Raw genomic sequence first — 19711 nt, 5'->3', positions numbered from 1 at the left:
TCCCTCTATCTCACCCAAGTGACTTGATATTATTAGAATGAGCAATGACGTCACTCAATTATGATGTAAAGCAAAATATATGGGGCCCGGATGACTGGACCCACCAATTGTTGCGTGGCGACGCCAAAGTCAGCAAGAAACCTGCCTTTGGTTGAAAATTGGAAACAGCCGCTCAGCCGCTGATTCTCTCCCCCGCGAGCGAATTCGTCGACGAGGCCGTGATGCGGACACGCACCAGATCGCCCGCCTTGCCAGCCGGGTCATGCACATGCACCGCATGAAGATGGTCGGATTTGCCGACCATCTGACCGGGCAAGCGACCGGGCTTTTCATAAAGCACGCCCACCTCACGCCCGACCATCGCCTCTTGGGATGCGCGCTGCTGGCTGGTGATCAGCGCCTGCAATTCCTGCAGGCGGGCATCGCCCACCTCGCCAGGCAGTTCGGGCTTTTCCGCCGCAGGCGTGCCGGGGCGGGCGGAATATTTGAAGCTGAAGGCCGCGCCGTAATGCACTTCGCGGATGAGCGCCATGGTATCGGCAAAGTCCTGATCGGTCTCACCGGGGAAGGCCACGATGAAATCCGAGGACAGCAGGATATCGGGCCGCGCGGCACGGATCCGCTCGATCAGACGCAGATATTGCTCTGCCGTGTGCTTGCGGTTCATCGCTTTCAGGATGCGGTCTGACCCCGATTGCACCGGCAGGTGCAGATAGGGCATCAACTGCGGCACATCGCCATGCGCGGCGATCAGATCGTCATCCATGTCATTAGGGTGACTGGTCGTATAGCGCAGCCGCTCCAGCCCGTCGATCTCGGCCATTTCCCGGATCAGACGGCCCAGGGTCCAGCCGCCCCCCTCGCCCTCGCCGTGATAGCCGTTGACGTTCTGACCCAGCAGCGTGATCTCGCGCACCCCGCGCGAAACCAGGTCGCGTGCCTCGGTCAGCAGGCGCTTCACCGGGCGGCTGACCTCGGCTCCGCGCGTATAGGGCACCACGCAGAAGGCGCAGAACTTGTCGCAGCCTTCCTGCACCGTCAGAAAGGCGGTCGGGCCGCGCAGCGCCTTGCGCGCCGGCAGATGTTCAAACTTGTCTTCTTCGGGAAAGTCGGTGTCGATCACCTTGCCGTCGGCTTCGACCATTTCGGGCAGACGGTGATAGCTTTGCGGCCCGACGACCAGATCGACCAGCGGCATCCGCCGCAGGATCTCGGCCCCTTCGGCCTGCGCCACACAGCCCGCCACCCCGATCTTCAGATCCGGCTTGGCCTGTTTCAGCGGCCGCAGCCGCCCCAGATCGGAATAGACCTTTTCCGCCGCCTTTTCCCGGATATGACAGGTATTCAGCAACACCATATCCGCCTCATCGGCATTTTCGGTGGTGACATAGCCCTTGGTGCCCAGGGCCTCGGCCATGCGCTCGCTGTCATAGACGTTCATCTGGCACCCATAGGTCTTGATGAACAGCTTTTTCGGCGTTTGGGTGATGTCGGTCATCGATGGCGGCCCCTTTGGCTAAGCGGGCGTTTTAGCGAAAACCCGCTTTGCCCGCAACCGGACAGGCATTACTGCTGGTTTGCAGATGCCTGGGCATGGCGGGGCGGTTTGGGTGGCTTGCAAACCGCCCCGCCATGCCCAATGCTGCGGGACAAACGAAAGCAGGCAAGATCACGATGCGCTATGATGGACTGGCCGAATTCACCACGCAGGGGCGTGATGTGCTGGCCAAGGGGCCGGTGGCCATGATCTTCGTCGAAGATCATGTGGAAGTCGACACCACGATCCGCCATCACCTCGACAGCGGCTTTCCGACGCTGCTGCTGTTTGCCGATGCCGATCTGGTCATCCCGGCCGAACTGGAGGCGCGGCTGCACCGCATCCGCCATGACGCCCATCAGGACGATGCGCTGAACAACGCGGTCAATACGATCAATGCCGCAGCCCCGCCCGGCACATGGCTGTATTACTGCTACAATGCCGAATACCTGTTCTTCCCGTTCTGCGAGACACGGACGGTGCGCGATCTGCTGGCCTTCCACACGGAAGAACGCCGCGACGCGATGCTGAGCTATGTAATCGACCTCTATGCCGGCGATCTGAGCCGCCACCGCAATGCCGTGTCGCTTGAAGATGCGCATCTGGATCGTTCCGGCTATTACGCGCTGACCCGCAAGGACCCCGACCGTGACTGGGAACCGCGCGAGCGCCAGCTGGACTTCTTTGGCGGGTTGCGCTGGCGCTTCGAGGAGCATGTCACCTGGACAAAGCGCAAGATCGACCGCATCTCGCTGTTCAGAAGCGCGCCGGGCCTTTTGCTGCGGCCCGATTTCACCTTCAACAATGAAGAATACAACACCTATGCCTGCCCCTGGCACCACAACCTGACAGCCTGCATCTGCAGCTTCCGCGTCGCCAAGGCGCTGACCACCAACCCCGGCTCGCGCTATGACATCCACAATTTCCGCTGGCATAACAGCACGGAATTTCTGTGGCACAGCCAACAGTTGATGGATCTGGGGCTGATGGAGCCCGGCCAGTGGTTCTAGGGCGCGGCGCGGCCCCTGTCAGCGGCCCCCTGTCATAGCGAGGCCCCTTTCATGGCATGGCCTCGCCGCGGCTAGGCACCTGCCGAGATGGCAAGGGCCAATGCCGCAAAGGCCCGTGCATCGGCTGGCGCCGTGCCAAGGCTCGCGGTGCCATTTGCATCCAGATCCGGGAAATCGCGCGCGAACAGCACGGGCAGCGGCGTTTGGGTCGCGGCGGCCTCGGAACACAGCGCCTTGATGCGGGCCTGCGCCTCGGGGCGCGGCAGGTGGCGGGCCAATGCGAAGGACAGCGCCTCGGCATGGATCAGGCCATAACCGTCCTTCAGCCCGTGCGCCATGGCCTGCGGCACCGGCGCGATGCGCCCGGCCAGATCCAGCGCCAGTGCCAGGGCCCGGCCGGTAGAGATGCACAGCTGCGGCAGGGTCAGCCATTCTGTGAACCAGGCCGCCCCGTCGCGCTGCTGACGATGCAGCATCGCGCCCTGCATCATGGCCGAAAGCCCGGCGGTCTGATGCGCCAGCGCCACCAGAACCGAAGGGCCAACCGGGTTCTGTTTCTGCGGCATGGTGGATGACCCCCCTGCCCCGGCAATCGCAACCTCGCCGATGCCGGATTGCGCCATCAGGATCAGATCCTCGCCGATCTTGCCAAGGCTGCCGCAGAGCCCCGCCATCCATGCGGCAAAGCCCGCGATCCGGTCCCGCTCACTATGCCAGGACTGGCCGGGATCGGCCAGATCCAGCGCCTTTGCCAAGGCCGCGCGCACCGCAGGCCCCTCCGGTCCCATCGCGGCCAGTGTCCCCGCCGCCCCCCCCAGCGAGACGGTCGCAAGCCCCGGTGCCAGTTCTGCCAGCCGCGCACGGTGGCGCAGCAAGGGCTGGCCCCAGCCCGCCACGACCGCGCCGAAACTGGTGGGGGTCGCGGCCTGGCCATAGGTGCGCGCGGCCATCGGCAGCTCTGCGTGATCTGCAGCCAACCGCCCAAGCGCCTGCAGCAGCGCGACAAGCCGGGCCTCCCACAAAGCAGTCACCCGGCGCAGCCGCAGCGCCAACGCGGTATCCATGATATCCTGCGAGGTGGCCCCCCAATGCAGATACTGCGCCTGATCCGGGGCTTCCATCGCCTTGCGGAAGGCGGTGACGAGGGCCGGCACCGGCACGCCATTGGTGGCGGTTTCCAGCGCCAGAGCCGAAGGATCGATCTGCACCTCGCGAGATGAGCGATCGATAAAGGCCGCAGCCTCGGCCGGGATCAGCCCGATCTCCCCCTGCACGCGCGCCAAGGCACCTTCAACCAGCAGCATGGCGCGGATCTCGGCGCTGTCGGTGAACAGGGCAGCAGTTTCGTCATCGGAAAACAGGCGACGATAAAGCGCGCTGTCGGCGGCGGATGCGGGCATGGCGGGGCCTTTTTTGGAATGGGCGGGCGCGGCAGGATATGCCATGCGTCAAGGCGGTCGGTAAAGCCAGCGGTCAGACCGCAGGCATGGCCAGACCCAGGATCTGGCGCGCCTGCTGCCAGGTGGCAACCGGGCGCGCATATTGCGTGCAGAGGTCGGCCGCGCGGCGCACCAGCGCCGCATTGGAGGGCGCAAGCCGGTCGCGATCCAGTCGCACATTGTCTTCCATGCCAGTGCGGGTATGGCCGCCCTTGCGGATCGCCCATTCATTTACCGTCACCTGTGCCGCCCCGATCCCCGCCGCGCACCATTGGGCATCGGGGGCCAGCCGCTTCAGCGTCTCGATATAGAAATCCAGGATCGGCTCATCCGCGGGCATCGCATTCTTCACGCCCATCACGAATTGCACATAAAGCGGCCCCTTCAGCCGCCCGTCGCGCTGCATCGTGGCGGCCTGCACGATATGCGAAAGATCGAAGGCCTCGATCTCGGGCTTGACCGCATAGGTCAGCATTTCGGAGGCCAGCCAATCCACCAGATCGGGCGGGTTCTCATAGACCCGCGTCGGGAAATTGTTTGACCCCACCGAAAGCGAGGCCATGTCCGGCGCGAGGGGCAGCATACCGCCCCTCGTGCGGCCCGCGCCGGACCGTCCACCAGTGGAAAGCTGGATGATCAGGCCCGGGCAATGGGTTTTCAACCCTTCCATCAACCGCGCAAATCGCTCCGGGTCCGAGGATGGCGCGCCGGCATCATCGCGCACATGGCAATGCGCGATGCTGGCCCCGGCCTCGAAAGCCTCCTGCGTCGACTCGATCTGTTCCGAGATCGAGATCGGCACCGCCGGATTGTTGGCCTTGGTCGGCAGAGAGCCGGTGATCGCCACGCAGAGGATGCAAGGGTTGGTCATGGTCACTCACATATCGAAGAAGACGGTCTCGCCCTCGCCCTGCAGCCGGAAATCAAGGCTATAGGTGCCCGGTGCGGTCTTGCGGGCCAGAAGCGTCAGACGGCGTTCCACATGTTCGATGCGGTTCAGCACCGGACAGACGGCATTGGCCTCGGCCTCATCCTCGAAATAGATCCGGGTCTGCAGGCCGAGATTTATGCCACGCGCCACCAGCCAGATCGCGATATGGGGTGCCATCAGGCGGCCGTCGGGAAAGGGCACGCGGCCCGGCTTGATGGTCTCCAGCCGCCAGATGCCGCTGTCGAAATCGGCGGCCACCCGGGCCCAGCCAGTGACCGCAGGGTCAGCCTGACCCCGCGGATCATTGGCGGGATAGATGCCATCGGCATCGGCCTGCCAGCTTTCGAACAGCGCATCGCGCAGGATCATCCCGGCACCATCGATGACGCGGCCGGTGATCACGATCCGCTCGCCCTTGGCACCGTCGCGGATCGGCGACCGGCCCAGATCCTCGGGGTAGATGCCGGGATTGCCAAGCGCATTGGGCGTCAGGCCGATATGGACATAGGGCCCTGCGGTCTGCGACGGGGTTTCCTTGAGGTAATCCAGACGCTGCACCATCACATCCCCTCCTTGCGGTTTTCAAAGAAGGACTGGCGGCGACCGCGCAGCACAATGTCGAACTTGTAGGCCAGACAATCCATCGGGATCGCCCGGTTCATGTCCAGCGCAGCCACCAGCATATCGATCGCCTCTTTCTTGCCGATGGTGTTCACGATCGGGCACAGATCGATCAGCGGATCACCCTGGAAATAGTTCTGGGTAATCAGCCGCTGGCCGAAGCCGGATCCGAAGACCGACCAGTGGATATGCATCGGCCGCCAGTTGTTCACATGGTTCGGCCAAGGATAGGCACCAGGGCGGATGGTCAGAAATTCATAGCTGCCATCCGGCCCGGTCAGCGTGCGACCACAGCCCCCGAAATTGGGGTCCAGCGGCGCAAGATAGCCGTCCTTCTTGTGGCGGTAGCGCCCGCCCGCATTGGCCTGCCACATCTCGACCAACACATTGGGCACGCCCCGGCCCTGCTCGTCGAGAACCCGACCATGCATGATGATGCGTTCGCCGACCGCAGGCTGCCCGGTGAAGTTCATCACCAGATTGTTGTCCAGCGCACCGATCATCGATTGCCCGAAGGCGGGGCCGGTCTCTTCCGACAGGGTCGATCCAAGGGCGACCAACGCGCGCTGCGGCGCGCGCGTCATCGAGGTCTTGTAGCCCGGCGTATAGGCCGCCGGGTGCCAGTCGCGGTCGCGGAAAAACAAGGGCCCGCGATCGACGGAATTGCTGAGGGTCATTTACCCCCCTCTTTCTCGGCGTTCATCATTGCGAACGTCTCCTTGGCTATCTTGATGGCATGGTTCGCGCGGGGGACGCCAGCATAGATGGCAACATGCAACATCACCTCAAGGATATCATCCGGGGACGCGCCTGTATTCACGGTGGCGCGGATGTGCATGGCCAGTTCGTGATCGTTGCCCAGACCCGCCAGCAGGGCGATGGTCAGCATGGAACGTTCACGCGGCGATATGGTCTTGCGCGACCACACATGGCCCCAGGCGGCCTCGGTGATCAGCGCCTGATAAGGGCTGTCGAATTCGGTCTTGTCGGCCTCGGCCCGGTCGACATGGGCCGCACCCAGGACTTTGCGGCGGGTCGCCATTCCGGCAGAATAGGTATCGGTCATCGGGCATGTTCCTGGAGGAAGGGCGACACGATGGCCGCCCAGGCTTCGGGGGTTTCGACGCAGGGCAAATGGCCTGCCTCGGGAATCACATGATATTTGGCACCCCGGATCAGGGCGGCGGTCGCGGCGACCAGATCGGGCGGCGAGGCACCATCCGCACCCCCGGCGATCACTTGCACCGGCAACCTCAAACCGGCGGCGCTTGCGGTCAGATCGCAGGCGGCCAACACCTCGCAGGTGGCGATATAGCCCGCCGCATCAGTGCGTTCGAACATATTGCGCCAAGGGGCAAGTGCGGGGCTCGCGCGGAAGGCAGGTGCGAACCAGCGTTCCATCACCGCATCGGTAATGGCGGCAAGCCCGCCCGCACGGATCGCGGCAATCCGCGCCTGCCACCCCTCGGCATGACCCATCTTCGCCGCAGTATTGGACAGGACCATGGCGCGCAGCAATTCCGGGCGTCGCGCGGCCAGTGCCTGCCCGATCCCACCCCCGACAGAAAGGCCCACGAAGATCACCGGGCCATCCGCCACAGCCGCGATCAGCGCCGCCACATCCTCGGCCAGATCGTGGATCTCATGCGGCCCGGACAGATCCGACAGCCCGTGCCCGCGTTTGTCGAAACGGATCGCGCGGATGCCGGGCAGCAGCGGCAGAACCGCATCCCACAATCGCAGATCGGTGCCCAGAGAATTGGCGAAAACCACCGGAACGCCGCCCTCGGGCCCGTCCAAACGGTAGTGCATCGCCCCCCAGGGGCGGCTCAGAACTTGCATGGCATCCTCCACTCTTCCATAATCTGCCACGACAAATTTGGTTTGGATAATGCAAAGCTTGCGATGATGGATAAACGTTCAGTTATGCACCCAGGGGTGAAGCTGCGCCATATCAGGGCGTTTCTGGATATCGCGGCCGAAGGCGGGCTGTCGATTGTGGCGCGGGCGCAGGGCATCACCCAGCCCGCGCTGTCGCGCACGCTGGCAGAGCTTGAGGATTTGCTGGGTCAACCCTTGTTCCTGCGGCAAGGGCGGCGGCTGGTGCTGACGGAAGGCGGGCGCATCTTCCGCCGTCATGCCGCTTTGGCAGTAGAATCGCTGGAGGCGGGGGCGGCGGCGTTGCGCCCCGGCAGCGGCGGCTCGTTGCAGGTGGGCGTGTTGCCGACCGCCGCGACGCGGGTCTTTCCCGCGGTGGTGCTGCGCTTTCGCGAATTGCGCCCCGAGATCCTGCTGTCGGTCGAGACCGGTCCACATCACCATCTGATCCGCCAGCTGCGCGAGGGCGGCATTGATCTGATGATTGGCCGCCTGCCGGATGTGTCGGAAATGCCGGGTCTGAGCTTTGAGCACCTTTATGAAGAAGACGTGGTTCTGGTCGGGCGCGCCGGTCACCCGCTGGGCGCGCGCCCCGTGGCCGAGGCCTTGGCCAATGTACCGCTGATCCTGCCGCCACGGACGGCGCTGATCCGCCGCCCTGTCGATGATTACCTTGCCTCGCTTGGCCTGATCGGGGTCGTCCCGGCGGTCGAGACGGTCTCTTTGGCGGTCGGGCGCGGCATCTGTCTTGCCTCGGATGCGCTCTGGTTCATCTCGCGCGGGGTGATCGCAGAGGAACTGGAACACGGGCTGATGCAGGAACTGCCGGTCGGCGCGCGCTTCCTGTCCGGCGCGGTCGGTATCACCCGGCGCCAAAGCGCCTCTGCGCCCGGTCTGGCCACGCTGGAAGAGGTCGCGCGCGAGATCGCGGCTCAGATGCCGCCGCCAAGCCCCTGATCGCCTGCCCGCGTGTCGGATCCCGCAACCACCTGCGCCAGCTCGCGCCGAAAGCGGCCAATGGCAAATTCGGCAAAACTTGACAGTTCGCGCCCGCGTTTCGTCACCACCCAGGCCGAAATCTCCGACGGCTCGCGCAGCGGGCGGCGCACAAGGCCGGGCATATAGACTTCGGCGACCGAAAATTCGTCGATGATCGCAACGCCCAGACCGTGCCGCACCAGACTGACCACGGTTTGCGCGAAGCGCCCGCGCAGCGCGTGGCGCGGGGTGATGCCGGCCTCGGTAAAGGGGCGCGCCAGAATCTCGCCGTAGGGGTCGCCGGGATCCACGCCCACGAAATCTTCCTGTGCCAGATCATGCACCGAAATATCGGCCTGCGCCGCAAGCCGATGCCCCTCGGGCAAGATCGCCACCAGCCTCCCGCGCGCCAGCGGCGCACAGTCAAAGCCCGGGTTGTCGATGGCCGAACTCATCACCACAAACTCGCCGCGCTCCAGCAGCAGATAATCCGTGGTCTCCTCGATCTTCAGGATGTTCAGATCGATGAACAGATCGGGAAAGCGTTTGCGGATGCCGCGAATGGCACGGGCCGCGATGAATTGTGCGATGGAGGGGGCGGATGCAAAAGACAGCCGCATCCCTTCGCCCTTTTGCAGCGCCGCGACCGCAAGGTTCAGGTTGCCGATCTGATGATGCACCTGATGGATCATCTCGAAGATCGCGTGCGCCTCGGCGGCAGGCAGGAACAGGCCCGCCTTGCGCTCGAACAGGCGGATCCCCAGCAGGTCTTCGGTATGTTTCACCAGCCGCGAAATGCCGGGGGCCGAGACGTTCAGCAGCGTGGCCGCCCCCTGAATCGTCCCGGCCAGCATCACGGCGCGGATCACTTCCACCTGTCGCAGCGTCAGTTCGGTCATGCCCGACCCTATGCGCAAAGCGCGCGCGACGGCCAGCCCCGCGCGCGCAGTTTTCTGCATCAGGCGGTGCGTCCGGCAGCCCGCAGGATGCCACGGGTCGCGGCAATCGCCATTTCGGCGCGGGCACGGGCATCGATCTTGGTGGCCAACGGGCGATGCGGCACCTCGACGCTGATGGTCACGCCTTCGGGAATGACGCGCGCCAACCCGATCAGATCGATCCCGCCCTGCCCCGGGAACAGCCGCTCGCCCCGCGCGATGCGGATCAGCCCCTCATCGCTCGGGTCATAGGGCACGGTGCCATCACAGAACTGCACATAGTTCACGCGATCTGCGGGCAGGGCCGCGATCTGTTCCAGCGTGGTGGTGGACCGGTCGTAATGCAGCGCATCGACCAGCACGCCGCCATTCCCGGCCCCTGCCGCCTGCACGATCTGCAGCGCCGCCGTCAGATCCGGCACCGCCGTCCAGGGCATGAACTCCAGATCCGCCGTCAGGCGGTGGCGTGCCGCGATCTCGCAAAACCGCGCGAAACTGTCGGTCAGCCGGGCGTGATCGGGATCATCCCCCGCGACAAGGATATGCCGTGCCAACAGCGCCTCGCATCTGGCGCAGAAGCGGGCGAACAGATCCCAGTCATTCTCTGGCTTCAGGCGGATGATCTCCACATCCCCCACTGTGACCCCGGTATCGCGCAACACGGCCTGCACCTCGGCCAATTCGCGGTCGTTGGTCAGCAGGGAATAGTCCGGCTCGCCACTGGCAGCGGCGGGCAGGATGCGCAGACCGACCATCTGATAGCCGGTCTCGGCCGCGATCTTCACGGCGTCGACAGGGCTGACCTCAAAGGTGGTCAGGAAGGCAAGCGAAAGCGGATGTGCCATGGCGCTTACTTCAACGGCGAGAAGGCAAGCGGCATGGCGATCTGGCTGGTCATGTCGGGCGACAGCCAGTCCGGCCCGCCCTTCGGCGGCCATTTGCCATCCGCCACCGATTTCGCCCGCGCCTCGGACCGGGCGGCAAGGCTGGCATAGGGCCAGATCTGCGTCACGCGCGGTTCGCCATCAAGGCCATACATCGCCACCGTCAGTTTCGAATAGGCCTCACGCGGGGGGACGGCATCGGCCCATTTGCCCATGGTCGGCATGATGCCATTGATGCGGGTCTTGTAGGTGCGGAACTCATAGACCGGGCCCTGCACGCCGACCTCAACGGGGGGCAGGAAGTCGAAGGCGCGATAGCTTTCCATATTCAGCTTCACCAGATGTTCGGTGCAGCCAAAGGGATCGTCGCTGCGCAGCGCGCGCTCGCGCTCTTCATACATCTCCGTCAGGCTGTCAAAGCCGCGCAGGATGAAGACGCGGTTCAGCGTGCCGATATCTGTGCCAAAGGCACCCAGCAGCCGGCCCCTGCCCGCGCCCACCCAGGCCTCGATCCCCGCCGCGGCCTTGCCCGCGCCGAAGATCACCGTGTCCAGTGTGGCGATCTCGTAATAGGTCATGGATTTTCCTCCTGTGTCACGCCCGAAACGGGCTGGCCGGCCAGAATGCGACCGGCGATATGGCCAAACGTCATGCCGGGGCCAAGCGTGATGCCCCCGGCGGGATAGTTGCCCCCCATGATGGAGGCCATGTCGGCCCCCACCGCGAACAGACCGGGGATCGGCGCGCCGCTGACATCCAGCACCCGCGCGGCCGTGTCGGTTTTCAAACCGCCAAAAGTGCCAAGGCTGCCGGGCACGATCTGCACCGCATAGAACGGCCCGCGCTTCAGCGGCGCGAGCGAGGGGTTCGGCCCATGGTCGAAATCGCCCTGCACGCGGTTATAGGCGCTCTCGCCCCGGTGAAACTCGGGGTCATGGCCCTGCGCGGCACCATCGTTGAAGCGGGCAATCGTCGCCTCAAGGGCTGCGGGCGCGATATCGCAGGCGCGGGCCAGATCGGCCACGCTCCGTCCCCATTTAAGATAGCCCGACTGCACCGCCCTCCCCAGCGGGAAGGGAAAGGGCTTGGTCCAGCCAAGGCCCCAACGGCGTTGCGCCTTGTGATCGGCAATCAGCCAGCAGGTCGGATACTGGCCCTTGGGCGTCGCCTCGATCAACGCCTGCATGAAGCCGTGATAGCTGTCGGCCTCGGACACAAAGCGTCTGCCATCGGGCAATACAGCGATGATGCCGGGTTTGGCGCGCTCGATCAGATGCGGGAAATTGGCAAATGTTCCATCGCCGCGCGGCACCCGGCTGACCGGGGCCATGGCGACATTCCAGGCAAGGCTGCCATCGCTGGCGGCCCCAGCGGCTTCGGCCATGCGAAGCCCGTCGCCACGATTGGTGTCGGGTGCCGCCGAATGATGCGCCCGTCCGCCCGCATTGGCGGCCCAATCCTCCAGCCGGTCGGGGTCATGGGGAAACCCGCCCGAGGCCAGCACCACGCCGCGCGCGGCATAGATCACCGTCTCGCCTGAAGGTGTCGAAAGCCGTGCGCCGGTGACACGGCCACCTTCGCGGATCAGCCCCGTTGCTGGCGCGCTGTCGATCAGCGTCACGCCAAGATCAAGCGCCGCCCGCATAAGCCGCGCCACCAGCGCATTGCCATTGGCCAGCCGCATCGGGCGGCCATAGCGCAGCCGGTCATGCCAGATGCCAAGCACCCGCTTCACCACATGCAGGGCCGAGGCGGGCTTGCGCGTTGCATCGAAGAAATGCCGCATATCGACCGCCGGACCAAGGCCAGAACCCCAGAGGCTTGCCACATCCAGCGGCGGGCGCAGCTTGTGGATCCATGCCCCCAATGCGCGCCCGTCATAGGGCAAGGCCGAAACCGAGCGCCCACCTTTGCCCGCCCCCGGCGTTTCGTGGAAATCGGGCACCTTGTTGCCATCGATCCAGCGCATCCCGGCATGGTCTTGCAGGAACTGCACCATTTCAGGGCCGTTTTGCAGAAAGACCGGCAGGCGCGGATCGCCCGCGCGATTGCCCAACTCACCTTGCAGATAGCGCATCGGTTCCTCAGCGGGCTCATCAATCCCCGCCGCGCGCGCCAGCGGATTGCGCGGGATCCAGAGCCAGCCGCCCGACCAGGCGGTGGTGCCGCCAAAGACCGCGGCCTTTTCCGCCACGATCACCTTCAGGCCGAAATGCGCGGCGGTGACGGCGGCGGTCAGCCCCGCCGCCCCCGATCCGATCACCAGCACATCACATTGCGTGACATGACTTTGCGAGACTTGGCCGTCCTGCCGCTTCATTCGCCCTCACTTCCGGGCGGGCCCCCGCAGGATCGGCCGCGCCCTCAGGCGCGTTTCCGCTCCGGCAGGGCATCCAATGCCCGCACATTCGCCTGAAAGAATTTCGATCCGGGTGCCGTGGCCCCCAATTCCTGCGCCGCCTGTTGCAGACGGGGCGCAAGCTCCGACATCCGCTCTGCCGTCATCCGCACGGCAGGCCCGGCAATGGAGAGGCACCCCAGCACCGCCCCATCGCCGTGATACCGCACCGGCACCGCCATCGCGGCCATCCCGGCGATATAGCTGTCGACGGCGGTCGCATAGCCGCGCGCCCGTGCCTCGGCCAGTTGCTCCAGCAGCAGCGCAAGGCTGCGCGGCGCGTTCTGGCCCTGCCCATCTGCCTGCCGCATCAAACCCTGCGCACCGACGCGCACCAGCGCCTCTTCATCGCTCATCGAGGCAAGCCAGGCCTTGCCCCCGGCCGAACTGGCAAGGTGAACCACCACGCCCTGTTCCTGACCGGGATCATAGCGCAGGCCGCGCGTTGCCCCTTGCGCCACCGCAACCCATGTCAGGTTGTCGCCATCGATCACCGACATGCGGATCAGCTCGCCACTGTCATGCGCCAGTTGATCCAGCACCGGCTGCGCCACATCGGTGATGCCCGCGCGGCCCAGGAAGCCCAGGCCCAGGGCCGGCAGCCGGATGGTCAGCGCGTAATCGCCCTGGCTTTGCAGCTGTCGCACATAACCCAGCCGCGCCAGCTCCTGCAGGGTGCGATGCACCCCGGAGGCCGGTTGATCCGTTGCCGCCGCGATGGCCGAAACCGGCAACCCGGCCGGGTGCCCGACCAGAAGCTCGACAATGGCGAGGGATTTTTCAAGGACGCTGCTCATGGCACTGTTTTCCGTTGCTGAACCTGCTTCAGCTTTCGGTGCCCAAGGGCGAAAGGTCAACTGCGACCTGTTGCCCGGTTTCCGCCGCAAGCCGGATCGCATCCAGCAGGATCAGGTTCGCCGTCGCATCCCGGGCCGAAACGCGCGGCGTGCCGCCATCGCGGATCAGATCGACGAAATGCGCAAGCTGCGCCTCATAGGGATCAGCCAGCGTGACGGGCAAACGCTGTGGCTGCAATTCCACCGTCCAGTCGGGGTTGCCCGGCGGCTGCCACAAGGCAAGATCGGGCAATGAGAGCCCGGCGCGGCTGCCTGCATAAAGATGCGGCGTCACCAGATGCGCAGGGAAACGTGCGGGGTTCTCGCCCGCCGACAGATCCCAGGCCCATGGCCCGACCGCCGCATCCGAGATGCACAGCGTGGCAAGACCGCCCCCGACAAAGCGCAGGCAGACGGCGGCGGTATCTTCCACCGCAAAGCTGCGACGGTCGCGGCTGGATATGGCCTGCACCACCGCGATCTCGCCGAAGAAATGGCGCAAAAGATCGATCTCATGCACAAGATTGATCAGAAGCGGGCCGCCCGCACCGGGTGTGCGGCGCCACGCGGCCTCGAAATAGCTATCGGGTTTCGCAAGGCTGCAGGTCACGGTTGCCATGACCAGATCGCCGATGGCCCCCGCCTTGATCGCATCATGCGCGGCCCGGATGATCGGGTTATGGCGGCGGTGATGGCCAATCAGCAGCGGGATCCCGGTCTCGTCCCCGACCGCGATCAGGCGCAGCGCCGCCTCAAGGCTTTCAGCGATCGGCTTTTCCAGCAATACCGGCAGGCCCGCGCGCAGCAGCGCAGAACTGACCGGCTCATGCGTTTCATTCGGGGTGGCAACCACCGCCCCGCGGGCCAAACCCGAATCGATCAGGCTGGCAATATCGGGCAGACAGGGCACATTCAGCGATTCGGCCAGCGCCTGCGCCGCCGGCATCGGATCGACAATGGCCGCAAGATGCAGCCCCTGCATCCGGGCAAGCGTCTCGATATGGGTGCGCCCGATGGCTCCGGCACCGATCACGGCGATTCCGATACTGACAGGCATCCACCCCTCCCATGGCTTGCGGATGCCTCTGCATAACAGGCTGAATATCAAGAATGCAATTTTATTGTTGAATACTATTCCATATTTTTGCCACCTGCGACGGCCAGCCGAATGATTGCGCAATCATCCAACGGCCCGACGCCAGATCAACCGCAGATAGGCACGATCTTCGGGTCAAACCATAACCAACAGGCTATCGTTTTCGGTGAACTTTGCATTATCAATATCAATTTGGGTGTGGCAGCTTATTGTCGGAGCGAGGACAGCATGACCCATCACATCCAGATTTCTCTGACCGAACGGTCACCGTGGATCGCGGGGCAATGCGTCTGCGCTGAATCTCTTTCAGCATGGAGCAAGGCATGAACGCCCCCCTGCGCATCGATGGCGAGACCCGGCTGTTCCCCATCGTGGGCCACCCGATCGGACAGGTGAAATCGCCGACCTCGCTGAGCCAGATCATGGCGGATCGCGGCTTCAACGGCATGGTCGTGCCGGCGCATATCCTGCCCGAAGATCTGAATGCCTGGCTGGAACAGGCGACCAGCCTGCGCAATTGCGACGGCATCGTGGTGACGGTGCCGCATAAGGTGCCGTGCCTCGCCTTCTGCACCCGGGTCACGGCCCGCGCCCAGGCTTCGGGGGCCGTGAACATCATGATCCGTGAAGGCGACAGCTGGATCGGCGATGCAACCGATGGCCATGGCTATCTGGATGGCATCGCGGCCGAAGGCTTTGACGTGGCGGGCAAGCCCGCGCTGCTGATCGGCACCGGCGGGGCCGGGTCGGCCATCGCCTATGAAATTCTGGCGCGCGGCGCATCCGAACTGGCGCTGCACGATATCGATACCCCCCGGCGCGACGCCCTGCTGGCGCGTCTGGATGCGGCTTTCCCCGGCCGGGTCCGGGTCGGCAGCACCGATCCGCGCGGCTTTGCGCTGGTGGCCAATGCGACGCCCCTGGGGATGCGCGAGGGCGATCCGTTGCCAGTGCAGGCGGATCTTCTGACCGCGGACCAGTTTGTCGCCGATGTGGTGACCCGCCCCGCCGTGCCGCCGCTGATTGCGGCTGCGCGCGCGAAGGGTTGTGCAACCATGCCCGGATCAGGGATGTTCAACGCGCAGGCCGTGCTTCTTGCCGAACTCTTGATGGGTTCCCGCAAGATCGACGCCTGATCGCGTATCAGTTTCGCGGCGCGGGCGGCAGACCCGCGATTGCGCCGCAACAGGAGGAGGGGGGATGACGGAAAGGCCGTCGTCGCCACGGTCGATGCGGTTGCCGGATAGCTGCGCGGTCTACTGAAACAATCCGGCGAAACGGGAGGAACGAATGTTCAAGACTTTGTGCAGCACCGCTGCTGTCGCGCTGGCCCTGAGCGCCACCTCGGCACTGGCCGAAGTGAAGATCGGCTCCATTGTCGAACTGTCGGGCGCAGGCGCGGCGGCGGGCACCAATTTCCGCGACGGCGTGCATATGGCCTTCGAAGAGATCAACGCCGCCGGCGGGATCCTGGGCGAGCAGGTCTCGATCACCGAATATGACAGCCAGACCGATCCGCAGGTCAGCCGCGCCATGGTCCAGAAGGCCATCGATGACGGTGTCTATGCGATCACCGGCACCGTCTTCTCGTCCTCGACCATCGTGAACATGCTGGTAGCCCAGCAGGCGGGTATCCCGCAATTCACCGGCTCCGAGGCGCCGAAAATCACCCAGATGAACAATCCCTACATCTTCCGCACGGCCTTTGGCTCGCAGAAGGGCATCCCCAAGATGACCAAATACATGGCCGAGGAGATGGGCATCAAGAAGGTGGCCGTGGTCTGGGCCAACACCGAATTCGGCAAGGGCGGCCATTCGGCCTTCGTCGATGAGGTCGGCAATCACGGCATCGAAATCATCGCCGACATCCCGACCGAACAGGCGCAGACCGATTTCTCGGCTGACGTGCTGAAGGCCAAGAATTCCGGTGCGGATGCGGTCTTCGTCTACCTGACCGAAGAGGAAAGCGCCCGCTTCCTGCGCGAAGCACAAAAGCAATCCATCGGCCTGCCGATGATCGGTGAAACCACGCTGATCGGTGCCAAGGTGATCGAGCTTGCCGGGGACGCCGCCAATGGCGCGATGGGCCATGTCGGCCTGACTGCCGATGCCGATATCCCGGCAATGACCGATATGGTGGCCCGCTTTACAGCCCAGTTCAAATACACCCCCGATCACAATGCGATCAAAGGCTATACCGCCGCCTATGCGATCAAATGCGTGACCGAGAAGAACGGCAAGGTCGACAGCCAGGCGCTCGCCGATGCGATGCATGGCTTGAAACTGACCGTGGCGGAATGCCCCGGTGTGCTGATGGATGTGAGCTGGGACGAAACCGGCGAGATGTCGCGCGAGAGCTTCTTCGTCGAAGTGCAGGACGGCAAGCAGACCATCAAGGCCGTGCTGCCCCCGAACTGATCTGAACCAAAAGGTCCGGCCCCAGGGGCCGGACCCAGACGGGTGCCGGCCTGACCGGCGCGCCGATCTCTCCCGGGCGGGTGTCGCTCCCGCGCCCGCCCGCCTTTCATCCTGACATCGTCAGGCCGACCAACGTGCTGTGAGGATACTCCCGTGGCCGAGCTTATTCAGATTCTGGTATCCGGCCTTGCCGCCGGTTCGATTTACGCCCTTGCCGCCGTCGGCTTTACCCTGCTGTGGCAGGCTTCGCAGACGATCAACTTCGCACAGGGCGAGTTCGTCATGCTTCCGGCCTTCTTCGTGCTGGTCGGTGTGCATTTCCTCGGGCTGCCGCTCTGGCCCGCGATTTTCTTTGGCCTGCTGCTGTCGCTGCTGATCCTGGGCGTTGCCTTCAAGCGCCTGATCGTGGAACCGATGCTGCCGCATGGCACCCTGCCGCTGGTCATCGCGACCATCGCGCTTGGCCTTCTGCTGAAGGAAAGCGTCAAGGAATTTTACGGCGCGACCGCGCAGCCCTTCCCGGCGATCTTCCCGCAGACCGTCTATAACGTGATGGGCGCCAGCGTTTCGCTGCAAGATATCTGCAACCTCGCCGTCTCCATGCTGGCCATCGGTGGACTGCAACTGTTCCTCAGCCGCACCCGCACCGGGCGTTGTATGCAGGCTTCGGCACAGAACCCCGCCGTGGCGGAGATCCTCGGCGTCAACGTCAAGCGCATGGTGCTCTACACCTTCCTGATCAACGCGGCGCTGGCGACCATCGCTTCGGTGCTGATCTCGCCGATCTATCTCGCGAAATTCTCCAACGGTGAGACGCTGGGCCTTGTCGCCTTCATCGCGGCCATCGTCGGCGGCTTCAATCAGATCCGCGGCGCGCTTGTCGGCGGCCTGCTGATCGGGGTGATCGACAACCTGTCGGCCGTCTATATCTCGGCCGAATACCGCGCCGCGATGCCGCTGTTGCTTCTTATTGCAATCATCCTGCTGCGTCCGCAGGGCCTGCTCGGCACCAAGGAGGGCCGTTCGGTATGAAACATCTCAAACTTCTCCTCCTTTCGCTGGCCATCGGCGCGCTGGTCGTGGCACCTATCGGACAGGGCAATTACATCATCTATACGCTCTGCTCCTGGCTGCTGTTCTCGATCTCGGCCATGGGGCTGAACCTCACGCTGGGCTATGCCGGTCAGGTCTCGCTGGCGCAGGCGGGCTTCATGGGGATCGGTGCCTATATCACCGCGCTGATGACGCTGGCAGGCATCCACTGGATCGTCGCGGCCGGGGTCTCGATCAGCACCTGTTTCGCGGTCGGCCTGCTGCTGGGTTATCCCGCCTTGCGCGTGCAGCACCATTTCCTTGCCTTCGTGACATTGGCCTTCAACACGCTGCTCTTCCTTGTGCTGCGCAATGAGGAAGAGATCACGGGGGGCTCCTTCGGTCTTGTCGGGATGCCGCGCCCCTCGTTCTTCGGCATCTCGACCAATTCCAACCTCGCCTTCTACTACTTCAGCCTGGCCTGCTTCCTGACCGCCGTTGCCGTCATGTGGTGGATCCTGCGTTCGCCCTGGGGCCGGTCGTTCAAGGCCCTGCGCGAAAACCCGATCCGCGCGGAATCCCTTGGCCTGAAGATCCGCCGCCAGACCCTGCTGGCTTTCGCCATCGGCTCTGCCTTCGGCGGTCTGGCAGGCGCGATGCAGGCACCGCTGGTGCAGTTCATCGAGCCGGGCAGCTTCGCCCTGGTCCATTCGCTGAAGATCCTGCTCATGGTCGTGGTGGGTGGTTCCGGCTACTTCTATGGCCCGATGCTGGGTGCCGCAGTTGTCATCCTGCTGCCCGAAGTGCTGCGCTTCACCGAAGGCTATTACCTCATCATCTACTCGGCCCTCGTCATCGTGCTGATGGTCTTCTCGCCGAACGGCCTGATCGGTGCCGGTCAGAAGATCTGGACCAAGTTCCGTCCCAAACACGAAGAGCGCCGTGACATGCAGAAAGGGTTCCAGCTGTGAACGCCCCCATCCTGTCTGTCCGCAACATCAGCAAACAGTTCGGCGGCATCCGCGCCGTGAACAATGTCAGCTTCGATGTCCGCAAGGGCGAAATCCTTGGGCTGATCGGGCCGAATGGCTCCGGCAAGTCGACCCTGTTCAACTGCATCCTCGGCCAGCTGAAGCCAACCGAGGGCCATTGCGAGATCAACGGCAAATCCACCGATGGCGTGCGCCCGGCCGATCTGTCGCTGATGGGTGTGGGCCGCACCTTCCAGCAGCTTTCGGTCTTTCCGAAGATGTCGGTGCTCGACAACGTCATTCTCGCCGGTCAGGAACATGAGGGCACGATGCTGTCGCGCCTCTTTGGCAAGTCCGATGCCGGCCTGACCGACAAGGCCAAGCAGCTGATCGAGTTCTTCCGCCTGACGCCCTATCTCGATACCGAGGCAGGCTCGCTGTCCTATGGCCAGCAAAAGCTGGTCGATGCGGCGATGGCCTTCATGGCGGGCCCCGGCATCGTCCTGCTGGACGAACCCGCAGGCGGCGTGAACCTGACGATGCTGGCGCATCTGAAGGACCGCCTGATGACCTATAATCGCGATCACGGCACCACCTTCGTCGTGATCGAGCACAATATGGAATTCGTCATGTCGCTGTGCACGCGCATCATCGTGCTGGCGCAGGGCGAGATCATCGCCGAAGGTTCCCCGGATGAAATCCGGTCGAACCAGATGGTGATCGACGCGTATCTGGGGGGCTGAC

At 64.3% G+C, this 19711-nt stretch carries 20 protein-coding genes; 7 read left to right on the top strand and 13 right to left on the bottom strand.

The window, feature by feature from the left end; genetic code table 11:
• Window positions 1-172 precede the first annotated feature (172 nt).
• Window positions 173-1498, bottom strand: coding sequence for a tRNA (N6-isopentenyl adenosine(37)-C2)-methylthiotransferase MiaB (gene miaB, locus GBJ34_RS12065; protein WP_151719527.1), 1326 nt, complete (start codon window positions 1496-1498; stop codon window positions 173-175).
• A gap of 176 nt (window positions 1499-1674) precedes the next feature.
• On the opposite strand from miaB, the gene GBJ34_RS12060 reads away from it, so the two are divergent.
• Complete coding sequence (locus GBJ34_RS12060) at window positions 1675-2547, top strand: glycosyltransferase family 2 protein (protein ID WP_151719526.1); 873 nt, start codon at window positions 1675-1677, stop codon at window positions 2545-2547.
• Window positions 2548-2618: 71 nt separating this feature from the next.
• Here GBJ34_RS12060 and pcaB read toward each other — a convergent pair whose 3' ends face one another.
• The 6 genes from pcaB to pcaD all read right to left on the bottom strand — a co-directional run bounded on the left by pcaB (window position 2619) and on the right by pcaD (window position 7380).
• Complete coding sequence (pcaB, locus tag GBJ34_RS12055) at window positions 2619-3947, bottom strand: 3-carboxy-cis,cis-muconate cycloisomerase (protein ID WP_151719525.1); 1329 nt, start codon at window positions 3945-3947, stop codon at window positions 2619-2621.
• A 73-nt stretch (window positions 3948-4020) separates the two neighbouring features.
• A complete protein-coding gene (locus tag GBJ34_RS12050; protein ID WP_151719524.1) occupies window positions 4021-4857 on the bottom strand; it encodes a BKACE family enzyme in 837 nt (278 codons plus the stop codon).
• 6 nt (window positions 4858-4863) lie between these two features.
• Window positions 4864-5478 (bottom strand): protocatechuate 3,4-dioxygenase subunit alpha, encoded by a 615-nt coding sequence (gene pcaG, locus GBJ34_RS12045; RefSeq protein WP_151719523.1) that lies wholly within the window; start codon window positions 5476-5478, stop codon window positions 4864-4866.
• Window positions 5478-6215, bottom strand: a complete 738-nt coding sequence (gene pcaH / locus GBJ34_RS12040; protein ID WP_151719522.1) for a protocatechuate 3,4-dioxygenase subunit beta — start codon at window positions 6213-6215, stop codon at window positions 5478-5480. Before pcaH ends, pcaG begins: the two co-directional genes overlap by 1 nt.
• Window positions 6212-6604: a 4-carboxymuconolactone decarboxylase gene (pcaC, locus tag GBJ34_RS12035; protein ID WP_151719521.1), complete on the bottom strand. Its 393-nt coding sequence runs from the start codon at window positions 6602-6604 to the stop codon at window positions 6212-6214. Before pcaC ends, pcaH begins: the two co-directional genes overlap by 4 nt.
• Window positions 6601-7380: a 3-oxoadipate enol-lactonase gene (pcaD, locus tag GBJ34_RS12030; RefSeq protein WP_151719520.1), complete on the bottom strand. Its 780-nt coding sequence runs from the start codon at window positions 7378-7380 to the stop codon at window positions 6601-6603. The genes pcaC and pcaD overlap by 4 nt, the downstream gene beginning before the upstream one ends.
• Window positions 7381-7443: 63 nt before the next feature.
• Here pcaD and GBJ34_RS12025 point away from each other — a divergent pair, with 63 nt between their 5' ends.
• Complete coding sequence (locus GBJ34_RS12025) at window positions 7444-8373, top strand: LysR substrate-binding domain-containing protein (RefSeq protein WP_151719519.1); 930 nt, start codon at window positions 7444-7446, stop codon at window positions 8371-8373.
• On the opposite strand, the gene GBJ34_RS12020 is transcribed toward GBJ34_RS12025, so the two are convergent.
• The 6 genes from GBJ34_RS12020 to GBJ34_RS11995 are packed head-to-tail and all read right to left on the bottom strand — an operon-like array spanning window position 8349 to window position 14507.
• The gene (locus tag GBJ34_RS12020; protein ID WP_226341149.1) at window positions 8349-9353 is read right to left on the bottom strand and encodes a LysR family transcriptional regulator; all 1005 of its coding nucleotides are present in this window, start codon (window positions 9351-9353) and stop codon (window positions 8349-8351) included. The two genes, GBJ34_RS12025 and GBJ34_RS12020, sit on opposite strands and share 25 nt — an antisense overlap.
• Window positions 9353-10177: a sugar phosphate isomerase/epimerase family protein gene (locus GBJ34_RS12015; protein ID WP_151719518.1), complete on the bottom strand. Its 825-nt coding sequence runs from the start codon at window positions 10175-10177 to the stop codon at window positions 9353-9355. Before GBJ34_RS12015 ends, GBJ34_RS12020 begins: the two co-directional genes overlap by 1 nt.
• A gap of 5 nt (window positions 10178-10182) precedes the next feature.
• Complete coding sequence (locus GBJ34_RS12010) at window positions 10183-10794, bottom strand: NIPSNAP family protein (protein WP_151719517.1); 612 nt, start codon at window positions 10792-10794, stop codon at window positions 10183-10185.
• Window positions 10791-12536, bottom strand: a complete 1746-nt coding sequence (locus GBJ34_RS12005; RefSeq protein ID WP_151719516.1) for an FAD-dependent oxidoreductase — start codon at window positions 12534-12536, stop codon at window positions 10791-10793. Before GBJ34_RS12005 ends, GBJ34_RS12010 begins: the two co-directional genes overlap by 4 nt.
• A gap of 44 nt (window positions 12537-12580) precedes the next feature.
• Complete coding sequence (locus GBJ34_RS12000; RefSeq protein WP_151719515.1) at window positions 12581-13411, bottom strand: IclR family transcriptional regulator; 831 nt, start codon at window positions 13409-13411, stop codon at window positions 12581-12583.
• A gap of 28 nt (window positions 13412-13439) precedes the next feature.
• Window positions 13440-14507 carry a Gfo/Idh/MocA family protein gene (locus GBJ34_RS11995; protein ID WP_151719514.1) on the bottom strand — a complete coding sequence of 356 codons (1068 nt, stop codon included), beginning with the start codon at window positions 14505-14507 and terminating at the stop codon, window positions 13440-13442.
• Window positions 14508-14869: 362 nt separating this feature from the next.
• Here GBJ34_RS11995 and GBJ34_RS11990 point away from each other — a divergent pair, with 362 nt between their 5' ends.
• The 5 genes from GBJ34_RS11990 (at window position 14870) to GBJ34_RS11970 (ending at window position 19710) form a co-directional block, all read left to right on the top strand.
• On the top strand, window positions 14870-15682 hold the full coding sequence (locus GBJ34_RS11990; protein WP_151719513.1) for a shikimate dehydrogenase family protein: 813 nt from the start codon (window positions 14870-14872) through the stop codon (window positions 15680-15682).
• 154 nt (window positions 15683-15836) lie between these two features.
• Entirely contained in the window at window positions 15837-16964 is a 1128-nt protein-coding gene (locus GBJ34_RS11985; protein WP_151719512.1) for an ABC transporter substrate-binding protein, read from the top strand.
• Window positions 16965-17117: 153 nt separating this feature from the next.
• Window positions 17118-17996 carry a branched-chain amino acid ABC transporter permease gene (locus tag GBJ34_RS11980; RefSeq protein WP_151719511.1) on the top strand — a complete coding sequence of 293 codons (879 nt, stop codon included), beginning with the start codon at window positions 17118-17120 and terminating at the stop codon, window positions 17994-17996.
• Window positions 17993-18967 (top strand): branched-chain amino acid ABC transporter permease, encoded by a 975-nt coding sequence (locus GBJ34_RS11975; RefSeq protein ID WP_151719510.1) that lies wholly within the window; start codon window positions 17993-17995, stop codon window positions 18965-18967. The genes GBJ34_RS11980 and GBJ34_RS11975 overlap by 4 nt, the downstream gene beginning before the upstream one ends.
• Window positions 18964-19710 carry an ABC transporter ATP-binding protein gene (locus GBJ34_RS11970; protein WP_151719509.1) on the top strand — a complete coding sequence of 249 codons (747 nt, stop codon included), beginning with the start codon at window positions 18964-18966 and terminating at the stop codon, window positions 19708-19710. Before GBJ34_RS11975 ends, GBJ34_RS11970 begins: the two co-directional genes overlap by 4 nt.
• Window position 19711: the final 1 nt, after the last annotated feature.

It is taken from the genome of Gemmobacter serpentinus (assembly GCF_008973825.1).
GTDB classification, from domain to species: Bacteria; Pseudomonadota; Alphaproteobacteria; order Rhodobacterales; family Rhodobacteraceae; genus Gemmobacter; species Gemmobacter serpentinus.
This window is presented reverse-complemented; position numbering and strand designations above follow the sequence as displayed.

Excerpts from the sequence above, each read along its gene's own strand:
- GBJ34_RS12050 (WP_151719524.1), bottom strand. The coding sequence starts at position 4,857 with ATGACCAACCCTTGCATCCTCTGCGTGGCGATCACCGGCTCTCTGCCG.
- GBJ34_RS11975 (WP_151719510.1), top strand. The coding sequence starts at position 17,993 with ATGAAACATCTCAAACTTCTCCTCCTTTCGCTGGCCATCGGCGCGCTG.
- miaB (WP_151719527.1), bottom strand. The coding sequence starts at position 1,498 with ATGACCGACATCACCCAAACGCCGAAAAAGCTGTTCATCAAGACCTAT.
- GBJ34_RS11985 (WP_151719512.1), top strand. The coding sequence starts at position 15,837 with ATGTTCAAGACTTTGTGCAGCACCGCTGCTGTCGCGCTGGCCCTGAGC.
- pcaB (WP_151719525.1), bottom strand. The coding sequence starts at position 3,947 with ATGCCCGCATCCGCCGCCGACAGCGCGCTTTATCGTCGCCTGTTTTCC.
- GBJ34_RS12015 (WP_151719518.1), bottom strand. The coding sequence starts at position 10,177 with ATGGCACATCCGCTTTCGCTTGCCTTCCTGACCACCTTTGAGGTCAGC.
- pcaG (WP_151719523.1), bottom strand. The coding sequence starts at position 5,478 with ATGGTGCAGCGTCTGGATTACCTCAAGGAAACCCCGTCGCAGACCGCA.
- GBJ34_RS11990 (WP_151719513.1), top strand. The coding sequence starts at position 14,870 with ATGAACGCCCCCCTGCGCATCGATGGCGAGACCCGGCTGTTCCCCATC.
- GBJ34_RS12010 (WP_151719517.1), bottom strand. The coding sequence starts at position 10,794 with ATGACCTATTACGAGATCGCCACACTGGACACGGTGATCTTCGGCGCG.
- pcaH (WP_151719522.1), bottom strand. The coding sequence starts at position 6,215 with ATGACCCTCAGCAATTCCGTCGATCGCGGGCCCTTGTTTTTCCGCGAC.
- pcaC (WP_151719521.1), bottom strand. The coding sequence starts at position 6,604 with ATGACCGATACCTATTCTGCCGGAATGGCGACCCGCCGCAAAGTCCTG.
- GBJ34_RS12020 (WP_226341149.1), bottom strand. The coding sequence starts at position 9,353 with ATGCAGAAAACTGCGCGCGCGGGGCTGGCCGTCGCGCGCGCTTTGCGC.
- GBJ34_RS12060 (WP_151719526.1), top strand. The coding sequence starts at position 1,675 with ATGCGCTATGATGGACTGGCCGAATTCACCACGCAGGGGCGTGATGTG.
- GBJ34_RS11995 (WP_151719514.1), bottom strand. The coding sequence starts at position 14,507 with ATGCCTGTCAGTATCGGAATCGCCGTGATCGGTGCCGGAGCCATCGGG.
- pcaD (WP_151719520.1), bottom strand. The coding sequence starts at position 7,380 with ATGCAAGTTCTGAGCCGCCCCTGGGGGGCGATGCACTACCGTTTGGAC.
- GBJ34_RS12000 (WP_151719515.1), bottom strand. The coding sequence starts at position 13,411 with ATGAGCAGCGTCCTTGAAAAATCCCTCGCCATTGTCGAGCTTCTGGTC.
- GBJ34_RS12025 (WP_151719519.1), top strand. The coding sequence starts at position 7,444 with ATGATGGATAAACGTTCAGTTATGCACCCAGGGGTGAAGCTGCGCCAT.
- GBJ34_RS12005 (WP_151719516.1), bottom strand. The coding sequence starts at position 12,536 with ATGAAGCGGCAGGACGGCCAAGTCTCGCAAAGTCATGTCACGCAATGT.